We start from the raw sequence: 18,080 nt of genomic DNA, 5'->3' as shown, positions 1-18,080 counted from the left end.
TGATATGATACCTCTTAAGTAGACAAGGTAAATACCTAAAATCTACTTAAGAGGTATTTTTATGTCTAGAAGAGAAAGGTTCACCCCATACGAGAAAGAACAAGCTTGTCTCGATTATATTAATTGTAATCGTTCCAGATCTGAGATATGTAACTGTCTCCATATTTCCACAAGGACGATTCAAGATTGGGCTGCCATCTATAAAAAATATGGGATTTTAGGATTCACAAAGAAAACAAAAAACCGTTCCTATTCAAAAGAATTTAAAATGGAACTTGTAGAAAAATGTATTAGTGGTGAGGCTTCATCTATTGATTTAGGTCATCAGTATGATATTTCTTCAGGACTTTTAAGAAAGTGGATTAGGATGTATAATGCCAATATAGAACTTAAGGATTACAATCCAAAACGGGAGGTCTATATGGCAAAAGCAAGACGTAAAACCACTATTGATGAACGCAAAGAGATTGTCAACTATTGTATTGAACATAATCGCAATTATAAGGAAACGGCATCACTTTATGATGTTTCTTATAGCCAAGTGTATTCGTGGGTGAAAAAGTATGATAGTGATGGTGAAGAAGGTTTAGTTGACAAAAGGGGTCATCACAAACTAGATGATGAGGTTGATGAATTAGAACGTTTACGAAGAGAAAATGTGCGCTTAAAACGTCAGTTAGAAGAAAAGGATATGACTGTTGAACTCTTAAAAAAAGTGAAAGAATTCGGAAGGATGTGAGGCTAGGCAAACAGCGCCACGAATCAAAATACTTAGCGATCGAAGACTTCAACACCAACAAAGGGTGGAGCATTAGCTGGATGTGTCATCAGCTCGGCATTACGAGGTCTGCATTTTATAAATGGAAACATAGAATAGTTCCAGAACAAGAACAATTAAACAGCGAAATTGCGGAATTAATTAAAGAATATGACGAACGTTTTTCACACATCTTGGGATACCGAAGAATGACCGATTGGATCAATCATTTCAATCATACGAATTACTCAAGAAAGAGAATTCACCGAATTATGAAAGTACTCGATATCCACGCTTTTATCCGTAAGAAAAGGAAAAAATACAAGACTGCCAAGCCTAAAGAAACTGCAGAAAATAAGTTGGCAAGAAACTTCTATACAACTGCTCCGAACAAAAAATGGGTAACAGATGTTACAGAGTTTAAGATTCCTAACTCTCATAAGAAACTCTATCTTAGTGTCATACTTGATTTATATGACCGCTATCCTATTGCTTTTGTCATAAGTGGTCGAAATGACAATCGGCTGGTCTTCAAAACATTTGACAAAGCCATTGAAAAAAATCCCGCAGCGAAGCCTATATTTCACAGCGATAGAGGGTTTCAATATACCAATAAGAACTTTCAAAAAAAGCTGAAAGATACTGATATGATTCAATCCATGTCAAGAGTGGGCCATTGTATTGATAACGGACCAATAGAAGGTTTTTGGGGAATTATAAAATCGGAAATGTATCAGATGTATGAGATTTCAGATGAGGCCTCCCTCCGATATGCCATCAAAGACTATATCCGATTTTACTGTCAAGAGCGTCCACAAAGTAGGTATGACTGTAAAACGCCTTTGGCAGTAAGAAACGCTGCCTTATCATCAGAACATCCTTTGTCATACCCAATCGCTAAGAATAACAAAATTGAAAAGTACAAGTCTAAGTGGTCTGCATAAAAAAACAGCCGTACATTTATTATGTAAGACTGACCTTCAAAAACAGACACTTTTTTAGATATTTAACCTGTCTACTTGACAGGGGGCATATCACTATGGGTGCTTTTTTGTATGGATTTCTGAAAAAAGTTCTAAATCTCACTTGAAATTTGTCTTCATCTTGAAAATTTCACAACAATGTGATATATTTATAACATACAAGGTGTGATATATTTATAACATTTTAAAAAGAGGTGGCAAAGATGAAAATGTCGAAGAACTTAAAGATAATTCTTTATATCGCTAGCGTGCTTATTGTTGTATGTTTAGTATTATTGCTGGGGAATCACCTACCGATTCTAGCGAAAGGTGCTATTATGACGACGGCTTGGCTTCCTTCGTATTTGGTGTGTACGATGGTATCGGTCCTCTCAAAATCAACCTATCAAAAGAAAGAAAAAAACATGTTTGGGATTACTGCAAAATTATATACAGTGCTTGTATTTCTCTCGTCATCAATCTATACTATTGGAGTTTGGCTTCTAACTCCTGGTTCTTTGATTAAGAATATAATGTTAGGAATTGGATTAAGTGTTCAATTGTTATTAATGTTTTACTTCTTATTCAAGAGAATTAATGAAGAACCCGATGAACGATTTTATAGAAATATTGCAAAGTCCTCTTCCATTTTGTTTACAATAGCAATCTTTATATTATTGGGAATTGCAACATTGATAGCTGTTTGTAAAGTTTTCGTTTTGAATGCTGGATTTCTTTATATTTTGGTGGCTTTTTTACTCTTATTATTTGCCATTACTTACTTTATCACTGAAAAAAGGGGATGAAATATGGCGAAAGAAAGTAAAATAAAGACTAACTTGAAAGAAGTGAGGGAAGCTTATGGTATGACTCAACAAGATTTAGCAGATCAAGTAGGAATACGGAGAGAAACGATTGTTCACTTGGAAAATAACCGCTACAACCCTTCGTTGGAAATGGCTTTAAAAATAGCGCAAGTCTTTAATAAACAAGTGGAAGAACTATTTCGTCTGAAATAAGAGAAGTAAAACAATTCAATTGATTCGTATACAAGCTCTAGAGACTTGTTATTCAGGTGGCGCAGGGCTAGTAATAACGTAATGATTTTCAAGGGACTTTTCTTAAAAAAATTAGTTATAAAGCTCTCGAAAATAAGATAAGAGTTTATTTTTCAAGAATTTTAACCGATGAAAACGGATTCTTTGCTTGATTTCATTTAGGTTATCTAATTTTAGTTTAATATATATCGTATTTTGGAATTTGTATATTATGTAGTTATCATACAAAAATTTAAAAAGTGATTGAATATATTTATTTGAAAGATGATATTGTTCTACACTTCAAACTTGTTGAAATCAAGCGGATCTTTATGTCTGATAAAAATCATTTGAATGTTTGAAACAAAAGTTTTCATAATTAAGGGTGTATATTTTACAAATTATGCTTTTATATATAGATGATCTTTTGTATTTTAAACTTAGGGTAAGATATAACAAATTGCTCAAAATAACACTAAAATTAAAAATGGTTAATCATTACTATTTGTTAGTATGCACTAAAACCCCATTGTTTTCACGAATTGTAGGATATATTAAAAATTTAAAAAAGTTTTTAAAAATTGTTGACATATCTCTAAATAGTGTTATAATCTATAAATGTCAGGGAGGTCCTGATACTAAATATATAATAATCCATTAGAGGAGAAACAATTATGAAAAAAGTATTGCTTACATCAGCTGCAGTTCTTGCAGTATTCGCTTCATCAGCAGCAGTTTTCGCTAACGACGGTAACGTTCACACTGGAAACCTTGATAACAAAACTGAAGCAACAGGTAGCGACTTCTTCACAAACAACGAAGGTGGTCTTACTCAAGCTGCTAAAGACGGTCTTAACAACGTTGATGCAGATTCAACTAAACAAAAATTTGAAGATGCTGGTGAACACATCGAACCAAAACGTGATGCTAACGGAAACATCATCAAAGATGAGTTTGTAGTTACTGATAAAGCTAACGCTAACAAAGACGCTAAAGAAGAAGCTAAAGCTGTTAAAGCTGCAGAAAAGAAAGCTCCAGCAGCTAAAGCTGAAGCTAAAGCTCTTCCAAACACAGCAGCTGTTAAATAATTAACTGCTATTGCAAAAAAGAATATCACTGGGGCTAGAGCTTCGGTGATATTTTTCTATGGATAAAGAAAAGGATTTGACATTTCATGAGTAATCATAATCGTAAATCTACTGGATCTCGCAAAAAACTGATTGCTGGGATTTCGGCCTTAGTCATTGCTGCTTTGGCTATCTTCCTTGGCTTCCAGTTTATGTCTCCGACAGCATCATCCTCTAATGGTGTTAAGAGTGTTTTAACGACTAAAAAAGCAAACACTTATAAAGTTTCAGATGAGGAGAAAGCCTACCTCAAAAATAAATTTGATGGTCTTGAGGCGACAAACCCTGATACTATCGCTTATGTCTATGCACCAGGGACTAAATTGGATGAGCCAGTTGTTCAAACAACGGACAATTCAACCTACTTAGATAAAACATTTGATGGAGGAAACGTTCCATATTTGGGAACTGTCTTCATGGATACAGATAATAAGAAAGATTTTAGCGATCGTTTGACTTGGCTCTTCGGTCATGCTCGAGGAAGTAAGGTTGCTGATAGTCGTATGTTCAACGATGTTAACTACTATAGTGATCAGTCGTTCTTTGATAAACACAAATATGTTGTTATTGAGACGCCTCAACGTAAGTATTATTATGAAGCGCTTGCTATGGTAATTGTGCCTGAAGACACAGCTTTCTATCGTACATCATTTGAAAGCGATAAAGACTTTAAACAACAGTTGGATATCATTTATGATCAAGCAAGTGTTAAAAACAAGGATTTGAAGGTTAGTGCTTCAGATAAATACCTCGTTCTTTCTACTTGTCGTGAGGAAGATGAAACGATTCGTGCTAATCTCTACTTGCGTCAAATTCCAGACTCTGAAATGTCTGATTTTGTAGCTAAACACGGTAAAGATTTGGAATACACACCAACACGTTAATCATTAACAAAACTCTACTTCATATGAAGTAGAGTTTTTATCTTGTCTAAGAAAACTGATGTTTTCAACCGTCGTGGAATTGAGATGTAACCGTTTATTAATCTTTTTTATCATCAATGGATAAGTTTTTTTGGTACACTAGAAGTATGAAAAAGGAGAGTATTATGAAACAGAGCCAGGCTAAAAAGCGTGACAATGCGATGACTAATAAGATTTTGATGGGGTTGATTGCTCTCGTCTTAGGTTTGCTTTTTCTTGAGATTTTAATTGTTCATAGTAAGAACGAACAGCAAAAGAATGCCTCGAACCAGGTACAGACAGCACGTATCATGGCTAATGGGGACTTGCTCTATCATGACGGTCTCTATATGAGTGCCCTGCAGGCAGATGGCAGCTATGATTTCACGGAGAATTTTACTTATGTGAAGCCGTGGTTAAAGCAGGCTGATTTGGTTTTGGGTGATTTCGAGGGAACGATTAATCCTGATTATCCTTTGTCAGGCTATCCTCTGTTTAATGCTCCTCAATCAGTGACAGCAGCTATTAAGGATGCTGGTTATGATGTTATGGATTTGGCCCATAATCATATCTTGGATTCTGGTTTAGAGGGTGCTTTTACAACGGCTGATGCTTTTAAAAAAGTGGGAATTGATCCTATTGGCGTTTACGAAAAGCCGGTGCGAGACAAGGCACCACTTCTTATCAAGAATGTTAATGGTATCAAAGTTGCAATACTTTCCTATGCTTATGGTTACAATGGCCTAGAGTCGAACTTGACGGATAAAGAGGTTGCAGACCACTTATCGAATTTGGATGAAAAACGTATGAAAGCCGAGATTCAGCGTGCCGAAAAAGAAGCGGATATCACGGTTATCATGCCTCAGATGGGTGTTGAATATCGTTTGGAACCGACAGATGAACAGGTTAAACTTTATCATAAGATGATTGATTGGGGTGCCGATATTATCTTTGGAGGTCATCCTCATGTGGTAGAACCTTCTGAGGTGGTTAAAAAGGATGGACAGCAAAAACTTATTATTTACTCAATGGGGAATTTCATTTCTAACCAGCGCATAGAGACTATGGATGGTGTGGATAGTGCAGAGTGGACAGAGAGAGGTGTCTTAATGGATGTCACCCTTGAGAAAAAGAATGGTCAAACCACGATTAAGACGGCTCAAGCACATCCGACTTGGGTTAACCGTACGCCTAAAGGAACAAGTTCGCCAGAGGGATACCCTTTGTATACTTACCAAACTTATATTTTAGAGGATTTCATTAAAGGTGGTAAATATAGAAATAAACTGGATGAAGAAACCAAAGAGCGTATAGATACTGCTTATAAAGAAATGAATGCCCATGTTAATTTAAAATGGAAATAAAGCTAAGATATCGCCTGAATTTGGCGATATTTTTTTGTTTATCGACAAGTTACCCACAGACTTATCCACAGGTGTGGAAAAGTCTGTTGATAGTGTTGAATCTTGATTTTTCAAGGTTTTATAAGAAAGATATTATTTAGGTTGTGAACAAGTTTATCCACAAGTAGTTGGGGCAAAGAGAGGATATTTTCATAAACGATATTAGTTAAATTCCTCGGAAACATTCGTCTTTTTCAAGAAAAAATATGCAAATTTCATAAAAAATAGCATTTTTAATCAAAATATGCTAAAATTATACAAAATAAAATGATGGAGGCTTCTCATGAAAGCGATTATTACAGTTGTAGGTAAGGACAAAGCAGGTATTGTTGCGGGTGTTGCGACTAAGGTGGCAGAACTTGGCTTGAATATTGATGATATTTCTCAAACAGTTCTTGATGAATTCTTTACCATGATGGCGGTTGTATCATCGGAAGACAAACAAGATTTTACACACCTACGTGCTGAATTGGAAGCCTTTGGTGAGTCATTGAACGTTAAAATCAACATCCAAAGTTCAGCAATTTTTGATGCTATGCACAACTTGTAAGATAGGAGTAGCTTAAAATGGATATTAAACAGGTCACAGAAACCATTGCCATGATTGAGGAGCAGAACTTTGATGTTCGTACCATTACCATGGGGATTTCACTCCTAGACTGTATCGATTCAGATATCGATAAGGCGGCGGAAAAAGTCTATAACAAGATTGTATCTAAGGCTAAGAATTTGGTAGCTGTTGGTGACGAAATTGCAGCTGAACTTGGTATTCCGATTGTTAATAAACGTGTGTCTGTTACTCCGATCTCAATCATCGGTGCGGCAACAGATGCAACAGACTATGTACCTTTTGCGAAGGCATTAGACCGAGCAGCTAAGGAAATCGGCGTTAACTTTATTGGTGGTTTCTCTGCACTCGTTCAAAAGGGCTATCAAAAAGGTGATGAGATTCTTATTAATTCTATTCCACGTGCGCTTGCAGAGACTGATTTTGTCTGCTCATCTGTCAACATTGGTTCAACAAAGACTGGTATTAACATGACAGCAGTACGTGACATGGGACGTATCATCAAAGAGGCTTCTGAGGCAGATCCAATGGGCCCAGGTAAATTGGTGGTCTTTGCTAATGCGGTTGAAGATAATCCATTTATGGCGGGTGCCTTCCATGGTGTTGGTGAGGCTGATGTTGTAATCAATGTTGGGGTTTCAGGTCCTGGTGTTGTGCAACGTGCAGTTGAGAAAGTTCCAGGCGAAAGTTTCGATGTTCTAGCTGAAACAGTTAAGAAGACCGCCTTCAAAATCACACGTGTTGGTCAGTTAGTTGGTCAAATGGCCAGCGAACGTCTTGGTGTCGAGTTTGGTATTGTAGATTTGTCTCTTGCGCCAACACCAGCAGTTGGTGATTCAGTAGCCCGTGTACTTGAAGCGATGGGTCTTGAAGTTGTTGGTACGCATGGTACTACTGCAGCTCTAGCCCTTCTTAACGACCAAGTTAAAAAAGGTGGTATTATGGCATGTAACCAAGTTGGTGGTTTGTCAGGTGCCTTTATTCCAGTTTCTGAAGATGAAGGTATGATTGCTGCGGTTCAATCTGGTCATATCAACCTTGAAAAATTGGAAGCCATGACAGCTATCTGTTCTGTTGGTCTAGACATGATTGCTATTCCTGCTGATACGCCAGATACAACAATCGCGGCCATGATTGCTGACGAAGCAGCTATCGGTGTCATTAACCAGAAAACAACAGCTGTTCGTATCATTCCTTATGGTAAGGAAGGTGACATGTTGGAACTTGGAGGTCTTCTTGGTTATGCACCAGTAATGAAAGTAAACAAGGCTTCATCGGCTGATTTCATTGCGCGTGGTGGTCAAATCCCAGCTCCTGTTCACAGCTTTAAAAACTAAGCGGATGATAAATGCTTTGCCAATTGGTAAGGCATTTTCTGATGGTCTCGTTGGCTAGATAGTCGAGGGGATTTGTGCTATAATGAATTCAAAAAATGACGGAAAGAAGGGGTGCTATGAGTAAGGTTAAGTTGTATATTGCGAGACACGGCAAAACGATGTTTAACACCATTGGTCGTGCACAAGGTTGGTCTGATAGCCCTTTGACCCCGTTCGGTGAAGAAGGTATTCGTGAATTGGGGGTAGGTCTGAAAGCAGCAGGTATCCCTTTCAAGGCTGCATATTCTAGTGATTCAGGTCGAACGATTCAAACTATGGATATCATTTTACGTGAGACGGGTTTAGAAACTATTCCTTATAAACGTGACAAACGTATTCGTGAGTGGTGTTTTGGTAGTTTAGATGGTGGCTATGACGGTGAACTTTTCTACGGTGTGCTACCGAGAACAGATGCTTTTCAAGGTAAGGATTTGCATGAGGTAACTTATCCTGAGCTTGCACAAGGTATCCTTGATGTGGATACGGCTGGTTGGGCAGAGCCTTGGGAAGTGCTCAGAAAACGTATTTTAGAGGGGTTCACAGCTATTGCAGAAAATCTTGAGAAGTCTGGTGGCGGTAATGCTATTGTCGTTAGTCACGGTATGACCATTGCAACCTTTGCTTGGTTAATTGATCCTTCTGTCGAGCATCCTTCATTGGACAACGGTTCGGTCACTGTTGTTGCTTATGAAAATGGTAAATTTACATTAGAAGCGCTTGGCGATATGACCTATCGTCAGGTTGGGCGAGAGATAATAGAAAAAGAAAATGGTAAAAAATAACTATCCAAGTCGCCGTCAGGCGAAAAAGCAAACCAACTGGTTTTTGGTTATCAGCAGTGTCTTGATTGCAGTTCTTTTAGTTGCAGCAGGACTTTATTCAGTATTTGGTGTCAGCCGTACAGTCCAACAAACCAATGGATCGTCAGTAACAAAAAGTAGTAAACAAGCTACCGATGCGACTCAAAGCAAGGATACAAAGGGACTACCTGATGTATCGCCTAAAGACTGGCAATTGCTTTTGGTAAATCGAGATAATAAGTCTAAAGAACTTAACCCTGAGATTGCTGACGTTGATGGTGTTTCTGTAGATGCAAGAATTGCTAAGAACGTTAAGGAGTTTTTAGCGGCTGCTCAAGAAATTGATCCAAGTTATCACTTGATATCAGGTTATCGTAGTGTTGCTTATCAGACAGAACTTTATAACAGTTATGTTCAGCAGGAAATGGCTGCTGACCCAAGTTTGACGGAGTCTCAGGCGGAGAAAAAGGTTCAAACCTATTCACAACCACCAGGAGCGAGTGAACACCAAACAGGTCTTGCGATTGATATGAGTACTGTAGATAGCTTAAATGAAGCAGATCCAGATACAGTAGCTAAAGTCAAAGAGTTGGCGCCGAAATATGGCTTTGTTCTTCGTTTTCCAGATGGTAAAACATCGTCAACGGGTGTAGGCTACGAGGATTGGCATTTCCGCTATGTTGGTAAAGAGTCAGCAGAGTATATGACTGAACATAATCTTACTTTGGAGGAATATTTGGCATTATTAAAGGAGAAAGCTAAGTGAGACGACGTTTTAAACTAAAAGCCTTCATTACCTTAGTTGTTGTTTTTGCTTTAGGTATTCTCTTACCTTTGATTCTTCATGCCTCTACAGATGATAATGCGCGTGCGGTAAAGGTTGCTTACACACAGCAAGAATTTATTGAGACCTTAGCTCCAACAGCTCAAAAGATGTCTAAAAACTATGGTGTACCTGCGTCTATTCTCCTTAGTCAAGCTGCATATGAGTCAAATTATGGTAGCAGTCTTTTATCTGTTAAATACCATAACATCTACAGTCTCCCTGCTCAGCCAGGTCAAGAACGTATTCGTTTAAAGGATAGTATCTACAGTAAAGGTAAATGGCAATACCAAAAGGTGGATTTTGCAGTTTTTAAGGATTGGTCAAGTTCTATGATGACTTATTTAGAAGAACTTCGCCAAGGAACATGGGGCGAGTCGACCTATAAAGAGGTGGCAGGAACGACTAGTTATAAAGTTGCGGCAGAAAAACTACAAGCTGCGGGTTTTAGCAGTGATCCAGATTATGCCAAACACCTCATATCTATTATTGAGACCTATCATTTGTCAAAATATGATTGATAAGATTAGAGTACCTCTGAGGTGCTCTTTTTTTGCTTTTCTAGGTCTTAAGATGTATTTTTAGCACTCTCGCAAAAAGAGTGCTAATTTTTTTGGTTTTTTGGGTTGACATGTTCAAGTTTAGGTGTATAATAGAATCATAAGTTAGCAGTCGATGTATTAGAGTGCTAATGAATAGAAATGAGGTGACATCGTGATTACGCAAAGGCAAAACACTATTTTGAATTTGATAGTTGAGATGTTCACTCGTACACATGAACCGGTTGGTTCTAAAGCATTACAAGAATCAATTGATTCGAGTTCAGCGACCATTCGTAATGACATGGCCAAGCTTGAAAAAATGGGCTATCTTGAAAAAGCTCATACTTCTAGTGGGCGTATGCCAAGCCGAGCAGGTTTCCAGTATTTCGTCGCTAATTCTTTGAATCTTGATACGATTGATGAACAAGATGTTTATCAAGTGGTCAAGGCCTTTGATTTTGAAGCCTTTAAACTTGAAGATATCTTGGATGCAGCGGCGAAGCTGCTGGCAGAAATGACAGGATGTACAGCAGTGATTCAAGATGTGGAACCGACACGACAACGTCTGACTGGATTTGACATTGTTCATCTATCCAATCACGACGCTTTAGCGGTTCTTACTCTAGATGAATCTAAGCCTGTGACAGTTCAATTTGCTATTCCAAAAAATTTCTTGTCTAGTGATTTGGAAATTCTTCATAAGCTTGTTCAAGAACGTTTTTTAGGAAACACTGTCTTAGAGATCCATTACCGATTGAGAACTGAGATTCCTCAGATTGTGCAGAAGTATTTCAAGATAACAGATAATGTTCTAGATTTGTTTGATTATATCTTTTCACAACTTTTTAAGGAATTGATTTTCATCGAAGGTAAGGTTGCATCACTGACTTATGCCGACTTAAAAACTTATCAATTTTTGGACAATCCACAACATGTGGCACTTGAGCTTCGATCAGCTATCTCCGATGATGAAGTGACCAAGATTTCGGTTGCAGAATCAACTGAAGAAGCGCTTGAAAATGTCACAGTTATGAGTCATAAATTCCTGATTCCTTATCGTGGGATGGCGCTCATGCATGTGATTGGCCCAGTTGAAATGGATTATCGTCGCATGGTTAGTTTGGTCAATGTTATTAGTAGAGTTTTGGTTATGAAGTTGACGGATTATTACCGTTACCTCAATAGTAACCATTATGAAGTTAGCTAAGATATAACATTTAAAAAGTATAGAAAGAGGTGTATGCCTTGACTGAAGATATTAAAAAAGAAGAAGTGAAAGAAGAGGAAGCTACGGAGACAACTGAAGAAGTTGTAGAGGAAGTAAGCGAACCTTCTGAACTTGAAGAAGCCCAAGCGCGTGCCGAAGAATTTGAAAACAAATACCTTCGTGCCCATGCAGAAATGCAAAACATTCAGCGCCGTTCTAATGAAGAACGTCAACAATTACAAAAGTATCGTAGCCAAGATTTGGCAAAAGCAATTTTGCCATCACTTGATAACCTTGAACGTGCTCTTGCCGTTGAGGGCTTGACTGATGATGTCAAAAAAGGTTTGGAAATGGTGCAAGAAAGTTTAGTGCATGCTCTTAAAGAGGAAGGGATTGAAGAAATTCCAGCAGATGGTGATTTCGATCATAACTTCCACATGGCTATTCAAACAATGCCTGCAGATGATGAACATCCAGCAGATACGATTGCACAAGTTTTCCAAAAAGGGTATAAACTCCACGAACGCGTCTTACGCCCAGCTATGGTAGTTGTATACAACTAGGATACAAAGTCCGTAAAAGCTCACAGTAAAAATAGGAGATTGACGAAGTGTTCGATGAACACAAGGAAATCTATCTTTTTTACCCAGAGCTTAGGGCGTGTTCAACTAGGCAATTCTGACGGTTGCTGAAGCAACTCGTCAGAAAACGGCAATCGCTATGGCGCTTGCCTAGCCTCCTAACTAACTCGTCGTCAAAATAAAATCGATTTCGACTTCTTGTGTCGTAACATAATTGAAAACTTGTCCGAAATGACAGAAAACTATGAATGAAAGATAAAAAAGCAAAATAGAAATTAAGTAAAAAGGGGAAAAACATATGTCTAAAATCATTGGTATTGACTTAGGTACAACAAACTCAGCAGTAGCAGTTCTTGAAGGAACTGAATCAAAAATTATCGCAAACCCAGAAGGTAACCGCACAACTCCATCTGTTGTGTCATTCAAAAATGGTGAAATCATCGTTGGTGACGCTGCAAAACGTCAAGCAGTAACAAACCCAGATACAATCATCTCTATCAAATCTAAGATGGGTACTTCTGAAAAAGTTTCTGCAAACGGTAAAGAATACACACCGCAAGAGATTTCAGCTATGATTCTTCAATATTTGAAAGGTTATGCTGAAGATTACCTTGGTGAAAAAGTAACTAAAGCAGTTATCACAGTTCCTGCTTACTTCAACGATGCGCAACGTCAAGCAACAAAAGATGCTGGTAAAATCGCTGGTCTTGAAGTAGAACGTATCGTCAACGAACCAACAGCAGCAGCCCTTGCTTACGGTTTGGATAAGACTGATAAAGAAGAAAAAATCTTGGTATTCGACCTTGGTGGTGGTACATTCGACGTATCTATCCTTGAACTTGGTGACGGTGTCTTTGACGTATTGGCAACTGCAGGGGATAACAAACTCGGTGGTGATGACTTCGACCAAAAAATCATCGATCACATGGTTGAAGAATTCAAGAAAGAAAATGGAATCGACTTGTCAACAGACAAGATGGCTCTTCAACGTTTGAAAGACGCAGCTGAAAAAGCTAAGAAAGACCTTTCTGGTGTTACTTCAACACAAATCAGCTTGCCATTCATCACTGCTGGTGAAGCTGGACCTCTTCACTTGGAAATGACATTGACTCGTGCGAAATTCGATGATTTGACTCGTGATCTTGTAGAACGTACGAAAACTCCAGTTCGTCAAGCCCTTTCAGATGCAGGTTTGAGCTTGTCAGATATTGACGAAGTTATCCTTGTCGGTGGTTCAACTCGTATCCCTGCCGTTGTAGAAGCTGTTAAAGCTGAAACTGGTAAAGAACCAAATAAATCAGTGAACCCTGATGAAGTTGTGGCTATGGGTGCTGCTATCCAAGGTGGTGTCATCACTGGTGATGTGAAAGACGTTGTCCTTCTTGACGTAACTCCATTGTCACTTGGTATCGAAACAATGGGTGGAGTGTTCACAAAACTCATCGACCGCAACACTACAATTCCAACATCTAAGTCACAAGTCTTCTCAACTGCAGCAGACAACCAACCAGCCGTTGATATCCACGTTCTTCAAGGGGAACGCCCAATGGCAGCAGATAACAAGACTCTTGGACGTTTCCAATTGACTGATATCCCAGCTGCACCTCGTGGTATCCCACAAATCGAAGTTACTTTCGATATTGATAAGAACGGTATCGTATCTGTTAAAGCTAAAGACCTTGGAACTCAAAAGGAACAAACAATTGTTATCCAATCTAACTCTGGTTTGACAGATGAAGAAATTGAAAAGATGATGAAAGATGCTGAAGCAAATGCTGAAGCAGATGCAAAACGTAAAGAAGAAGTAGATCTTCGTAACGAAGTTGACCAAGCTATCTTTGCCACTGAGAAGACAATCAAAGAAACAGAAGGTAAAGGTTTCGATACAGAACGGGATGCTGCTCAATCAGCCCTTGATGATCTTAAGAAAGCTCAAGAATCAGGAAATCTTGATGACATGAAGGCTAAATTGGAAGCTCTTAACGAAAAAGCTCAAGCTCTTGCAGTTAAACTATACGAACAAGCTGCAGCAGCACAACAAGCTCAAGCAGGAGCAGAAGCAGCACAAACAGCAGATAATTCAGGCGACGACGTCGTAGACGGAGAGTTTACTGAAAAATAAGATGCAAAGCCCGTTAAAACCTCATAGTGAAAATAGGAGATTCAACGCAAAAACTTTAGTTTCTAGGGAGATTTCTCTTTTTCACCAAGAGCTTAGGGCGTGCTCAGTTCTGACTAATTAGTAAATGATAGTAAGAAATCCAGAGGTTGCAAACCAGCCTCTGTTTTTCGCTAAAATAAGTGAAGTGAATATAAGATATAGTTTTACTTCGTATCGTAACAAATATAAAATAGAAAGGAACAAAGAGTGTTCGTCGTTGAACACGGGCTAGGGATTAAGCCAAAAAGATAGTTGGTTTCAAGGGACTAGGTGTTCATCTTCAAAACTATTACTTTGGCTTTCTCCATTAGATGCCCTTTGTATCTAAAATTATGAACAATACCGAATATTACGATCGTCTTGGGGTATCTAAGGATGCCTCTCAAGATGAAATTAAACGTGCCTATCGTAAGATGTCTAAGAAATACCACCCAGACATTAATAAAGAACCGGGTGCGGAAGAAAAATATAAAGAGGTTCAAGAGGCCTACGAAACTTTAAGTGATGACCAAAAACGTGCAGCCTATGACCAATACGGACCAGATGGTGCGAATGGTTTTGGTGGTCAAGGAGGCTTTGGTGGCTTCGATGGTGGTGCAGGCTTTGGTGGCTTTGAGGATATCTTCTCTAGCTTCTTTGGTGGTGGTGCTACTCGTAACCCGAATGCTCCACGTCAAGGTGATGATCTTCAGTACCGTGTCAACCTAAGCTTCGAAGAGGCGATTTTTGGTGCCGAAAAAGAAGTTCACTACAATCGTGAAGCAACATGTAAGACATGTTCGGGATCTGGTGCAAAACCTGGCACAAGCCCTGTAACTTGTGGTCGCTGTCATGGTCAAGGGGTTATCAATGTCGATACGCAAACACCACTTGGTATGATGCGTCGTCAAGTAACCTGTGATGTCTGTCATGGAACAGGTCAAGAAATTAAAGAGCCATGTCAAACTTGTCACGGAACAGGACATGAAAAACAAAGCCACAAAGTATCTGTCAAGATTCCAGCAGGTGTTGAAACAGGTCAACAAATCCGTCTTGCAGGTCAAGGTGAAGCTGGTTTCAATGGTGGTCCTTATGGAGACCTCTTTGTAATCATCAATGTTAATCCAAGCGATAAGTTTACTCGTGATGGATCAACAATTTACTATACACTTAACATTTCCTTTGTCCAAGCTGCTCTTGGTGATACTGTCGAAGTACCAACAGTTCACGGAAATGTTGAGATGACCATTCCAGCAGGGACTCAAACAGGCAAAACTTTCCGTCTAAAAGGAAAGGGGGCTCCACGTCTTCGTGGAGGTTCACAAGGAGACCAACACGTTACAGTTAAGATTGTAACTCCTACGAAGCTAAACGATGCTCAAAAAGAAGCTCTCCTTGCATTTGCCAAAGCAAGTGGTGATGAAAAAATCGCACCACAGAAAAAAGGTTTCTTCAATAAAGTAAAGGATGCCTTAGAAGATTTATAAAGGAAGGACGTTGAAGGCGTCTTTTTCTTTATTTCGAAAATTGTATGGGGTCAGTTGCTAATCGACCTACTTCTTATCCTTGAAAAAATCTGATATGATAATCTTATGGTTAGATACAAAGCGACAATTTCCTATGATGGTACACTTTTCTCAGGTTTTCAAAGACAACCAAATGCACGTTCTATTCAAGAAGAACTTGAAAAGACTCTCTTACGGTTAAATAGCGGAACACCTGTCACCGTTCATGGAGCGGGTCGTACAGATGCAGGTGTTCATGCCTATGGACAAGTTATACACTTCGATTTGCCCCAGGAGCGGGATCCAGAGAAGTTACGTTTTGGTTTAGATACACAATGTCCAGATGACATTGATGTTGTTAGTATTGAACTTGTATCAGAAGAATTTCATGCACGATACAATAAACACAGTAAAACCTATGAGTTTCTAGTAGATGCAGGGCGACCTAAGAACCCCATGATGCGTAATTATGCGACCCACTATCCCTACCCTCTAAGTTTAGCACCTATGCAGAAGGCTGCTAAGGATTTGGTCGGTACACATGATTTTACAGGCTTCACAGCTTCAGGAACTTCTGTAGAAAATAAAGTACGCACAATTACTCAGGCTAGTGTATCTATCGATGAGAAAACTGGATTTTATATCTTTACTTTTTCTGGCAATGGTTTTCTCTATAAGCAAGTTAGAAATATGGTCGGTACCTTGTTGAAGATTGGCAATGGTCGCATGCCTGTTTCACAAGTTAAGACAGTGTTGGAAAGTCGTGATCGTAATCTCGCAGGACCAACGGCAGCAGGAAATGGATTATATTTGAAGGAGATAAGATATGAGTGATGAATTGATTTTAGCGATTTCAGGGAATGATATTTTTAGTGGTGGCGGACTTCATGCAGATTTAGCGACGTTTACCACTAATAAACAGCATGGATTTGTGGCTCTTACCTGTTTGACAGCTATGACTGAGAATGGTTTTGAGGTCATTCCGGTTGATACTAATGTTTTTAAACAACAACTTGACTCACTAAAAGATGTCCCATTCTCAGCAATAAAAATTGGTTTGTTGCCTAACGTTGAAATCGCAGAATTAACGTTGGATTTTGTTAAAAAACATTCTGATATTCCAATTGTCTTGGATCCCGTTTTAGTATGTAAGGAGACTCATGACGTTGAAGTTTCTCAACTACGTGATGAATTGGTTAAATTTTTCCCTTATACCACGGTTATCACTCCGAACTTACCTGAAGTCGAACTGCTTATAGATAGAAAGGTTAAGACTATTGATGACATGAAGCATGCGGCTAGCTATCTCAATGAATTAGGTGCTAAGACTGTCGTTGTCAAAGGTGGAAATCGCTTGGATGGTAATAAAGCGATAGATGTCTTTTATGATGGAACAGACTACAAATTGTTTGAAGAAGCTGTGCTGGATAAAAATAATACCGGTGCAGGATGTACATTTGCTTCAAGTATAGCTAGTGAATTAGTTAAAGGATGTTCAGAAACTGAAGCTGTGGCAAATGCTAAAGCCTTTGTTTATGAATCAATTAAACAATCAAATGAATTTGGAGTAGTTCAATATGCAAAATAAGAAAACAAAAGAGCTAACATTATTAGCTATCTTAACTGCTTTATCAGTGACCTTTGGATTCGTAGCTAAAATTCCGACTCCAACAGGGCTTTTAACTTTGGTAGATGCAGGAATCTACTTCACATCCTTCTATCTTGGCAAGAAAGAAGGAGCAATTGTAGGAGGATTATCTGCATTTTTGATAGATTTGCTATCATCTGCTCCGCAATGGATGTTCATTAGTTTGTTAATCCATGGTGCACAAGGTTATTTTGCTGGATTTAAAGGTAACTATCGTATCCTAGGCCTTCTGATTGCTACAATTGTGATGGTGGGTGGCTATGCACTTGCTTCAGTATTTATGTATGGAACAGGAGCTTCAATCGCAGAAGTGATTCCTAATTTCTGCCAAAACGCTCTCGGCCTAGTCGTTGGATGGGTATTGTATCAAGGATTCAAAAAGGTTCAATCTAAAAAAGATTAATAGCTTTACTAAAATCCTATTGACAAGTATTGATTTGGGTGATAAGATATAAAAGTTGTCTTAACTGACTTGCCACAAACTTGAAAAGGTTCCAAAACTTTAAAAAAAGTTATTGACAAGACAAGCTAGAGATGATATTATAAATAAGCTGTTTCGCGAGAGACAGCAGACACGAGAAGTGAAAAAAACTTCAAAAAAAGTGTTGACAAGGCATTCTAGATTTGCTAGAATATAGAAGTTGTCTTAAGAGAGACAAAGACCTTTGAGAACTGAATAAGAAACCAAGTGCAGGGTTATGA

19 protein-coding genes are annotated in these 18,080 nt (G+C 38.6%); all 19 read left to right on the top strand.

Annotation, left to right across the window (positions count from 1 at the left end):
- The first annotated feature begins 61 nt into the window (after positions 1 to 61).
- The 19 genes from ACT170_RS10985 to ACT170_RS10895 all read left to right on the top strand — a co-directional run bounded on the left by ACT170_RS10985 (position 62) and on the right by ACT170_RS10895 (position 17,781).
- Complete coding sequence (locus tag ACT170_RS10985; RefSeq protein WP_288586508.1) at positions 62 to 739, top strand: transposase; 678 nt, start codon at positions 62 to 64, stop codon at positions 737 to 739.
- Positions 736 to 1,701 (top strand): IS3 family transposase, encoded by a 966-nt coding sequence (locus ACT170_RS10980; protein ID WP_002890057.1) that lies wholly within the window; start codon positions 736 to 738, stop codon positions 1,699 to 1,701. The genes ACT170_RS10985 and ACT170_RS10980 overlap by 4 nt, the downstream gene beginning before the upstream one ends.
- A 242-nt stretch (positions 1,702 to 1,943) precedes the next feature.
- Entirely contained in the window at positions 1,944 to 2,525 is a 582-nt protein-coding gene (locus tag ACT170_RS10975; protein ID WP_048790480.1) for a hypothetical protein, read from the top strand.
- A gap of 3 nt (positions 2,526 to 2,528) precedes the next feature.
- Positions 2,529 to 2,738 (top strand): helix-turn-helix transcriptional regulator, encoded by a 210-nt coding sequence (locus ACT170_RS10970; protein ID WP_002886384.1) that lies wholly within the window; start codon positions 2,529 to 2,531, stop codon positions 2,736 to 2,738.
- A gap of 692 nt (positions 2,739 to 3,430) precedes the next feature.
- Positions 3,431 to 3,844, top strand: a complete 414-nt coding sequence (locus tag ACT170_RS10965; RefSeq protein ID WP_048790481.1) for an LPKTxAVK-anchored surface protein — start codon at positions 3,431 to 3,433, stop codon at positions 3,842 to 3,844.
- A gap of 86 nt (positions 3,845 to 3,930) precedes the next feature.
- Complete coding sequence (gene srtB, locus ACT170_RS10960) at positions 3,931 to 4,767, top strand: class B sortase, LPKTxAVK-specific (RefSeq protein WP_014633795.1); 837 nt, start codon at positions 3,931 to 3,933, stop codon at positions 4,765 to 4,767.
- 164 nt (positions 4,768 to 4,931) lie between these two features.
- Positions 4,932 to 6,149 carry a CapA family protein gene (locus ACT170_RS10955; protein WP_014633796.1) on the top strand — a complete coding sequence of 406 codons (1,218 nt, stop codon included), beginning with the start codon at positions 4,932 to 4,934 and terminating at the stop codon, positions 6,147 to 6,149.
- 322 nt (positions 6,150 to 6,471) lie between these two features.
- Entirely contained in the window at positions 6,472 to 6,738 is a 267-nt protein-coding gene (locus ACT170_RS10950) for an ACT domain-containing protein (RefSeq protein WP_003092287.1), read from the top strand.
- Positions 6,739 to 6,755: 17 nt separating this feature from the next.
- Complete coding sequence (locus ACT170_RS10945) at positions 6,756 to 8,093, top strand: PFL family protein (RefSeq protein WP_002886391.1); 1,338 nt, start codon at positions 6,756 to 6,758, stop codon at positions 8,091 to 8,093.
- A gap of 116 nt (positions 8,094 to 8,209) precedes the next feature.
- Positions 8,210 to 8,914 (top strand): histidine phosphatase family protein, encoded by a 705-nt coding sequence (locus ACT170_RS10940; protein WP_175057366.1) that lies wholly within the window; start codon positions 8,210 to 8,212, stop codon positions 8,912 to 8,914.
- Entirely contained in the window at positions 8,901 to 9,698 is a 798-nt protein-coding gene (locus tag ACT170_RS10935) for a M15 family metallopeptidase (protein ID WP_104020588.1), read from the top strand. Before ACT170_RS10940 ends, ACT170_RS10935 begins: the two co-directional genes overlap by 14 nt.
- Positions 9,695 to 10,276: a glycoside hydrolase family 73 protein gene (locus ACT170_RS10930; RefSeq protein WP_004182173.1), complete on the top strand. Its 582-nt coding sequence runs from the start codon at positions 9,695 to 9,697 to the stop codon at positions 10,274 to 10,276. The genes ACT170_RS10935 and ACT170_RS10930 overlap by 4 nt, the downstream gene beginning before the upstream one ends.
- Positions 10,277 to 10,469: 193 nt before the next feature.
- A complete protein-coding gene (gene hrcA, locus ACT170_RS10925) occupies positions 10,470 to 11,504 on the top strand; it encodes a heat-inducible transcriptional repressor HrcA (RefSeq protein ID WP_021143460.1) in 1,035 nt (344 codons plus the stop codon).
- A 38-nt stretch (positions 11,505 to 11,542) separates the two neighbouring features.
- Positions 11,543 to 12,067: a nucleotide exchange factor GrpE gene (gene grpE, locus ACT170_RS10920; RefSeq protein ID WP_037598025.1), complete on the top strand. Its 525-nt coding sequence runs from the start codon at positions 11,543 to 11,545 to the stop codon at positions 12,065 to 12,067.
- A 316-nt stretch (positions 12,068 to 12,383) separates the two neighbouring features.
- Positions 12,384 to 14,207, top strand: coding sequence for a molecular chaperone DnaK (gene dnaK / locus ACT170_RS10915; protein WP_349204674.1), 1,824 nt, complete (start codon positions 12,384 to 12,386; stop codon positions 14,205 to 14,207).
- A gap of 371 nt (positions 14,208 to 14,578) precedes the next feature.
- Positions 14,579 to 15,712, top strand: coding sequence for a molecular chaperone DnaJ (gene dnaJ / locus ACT170_RS10910; RefSeq protein WP_002886399.1), 1,134 nt, complete (start codon positions 14,579 to 14,581; stop codon positions 15,710 to 15,712).
- 105 nt (positions 15,713 to 15,817) lie between these two features.
- Positions 15,818 to 16,564: a tRNA pseudouridine(38-40) synthase TruA gene (truA, locus tag ACT170_RS10905; RefSeq protein WP_021143462.1), complete on the top strand. Its 747-nt coding sequence runs from the start codon at positions 15,818 to 15,820 to the stop codon at positions 16,562 to 16,564.
- Positions 16,557 to 17,318, top strand: a complete 762-nt coding sequence (locus ACT170_RS10900; protein ID WP_021146694.1) for a bifunctional hydroxymethylpyrimidine kinase/phosphomethylpyrimidine kinase — start codon at positions 16,557 to 16,559, stop codon at positions 17,316 to 17,318. The genes truA and ACT170_RS10900 overlap by 8 nt, the downstream gene beginning before the upstream one ends.
- Positions 17,308 to 17,781, top strand: a complete 474-nt coding sequence (locus ACT170_RS10895) for an ECF transporter S component (RefSeq protein WP_021143465.1) — start codon at positions 17,308 to 17,310, stop codon at positions 17,779 to 17,781. The genes ACT170_RS10900 and ACT170_RS10895 overlap by 11 nt, the downstream gene beginning before the upstream one ends.
- Positions 17,782 to 18,080: the final 299 nt, after the last annotated feature.

Origin of the sequence: Streptococcus sp. cx1 (assembly GCF_052384325.1) — a bacterium.
Taxonomy (GTDB): domain Bacteria; phylum Bacillota; class Bacilli; order Lactobacillales; family Streptococcaceae; genus Streptococcus; species Streptococcus salivarius_G.
The sequence above is the reverse complement of the archived record's forward strand: the minus strand, read 5'-3'. Positions and strand labels throughout refer to the sequence as shown.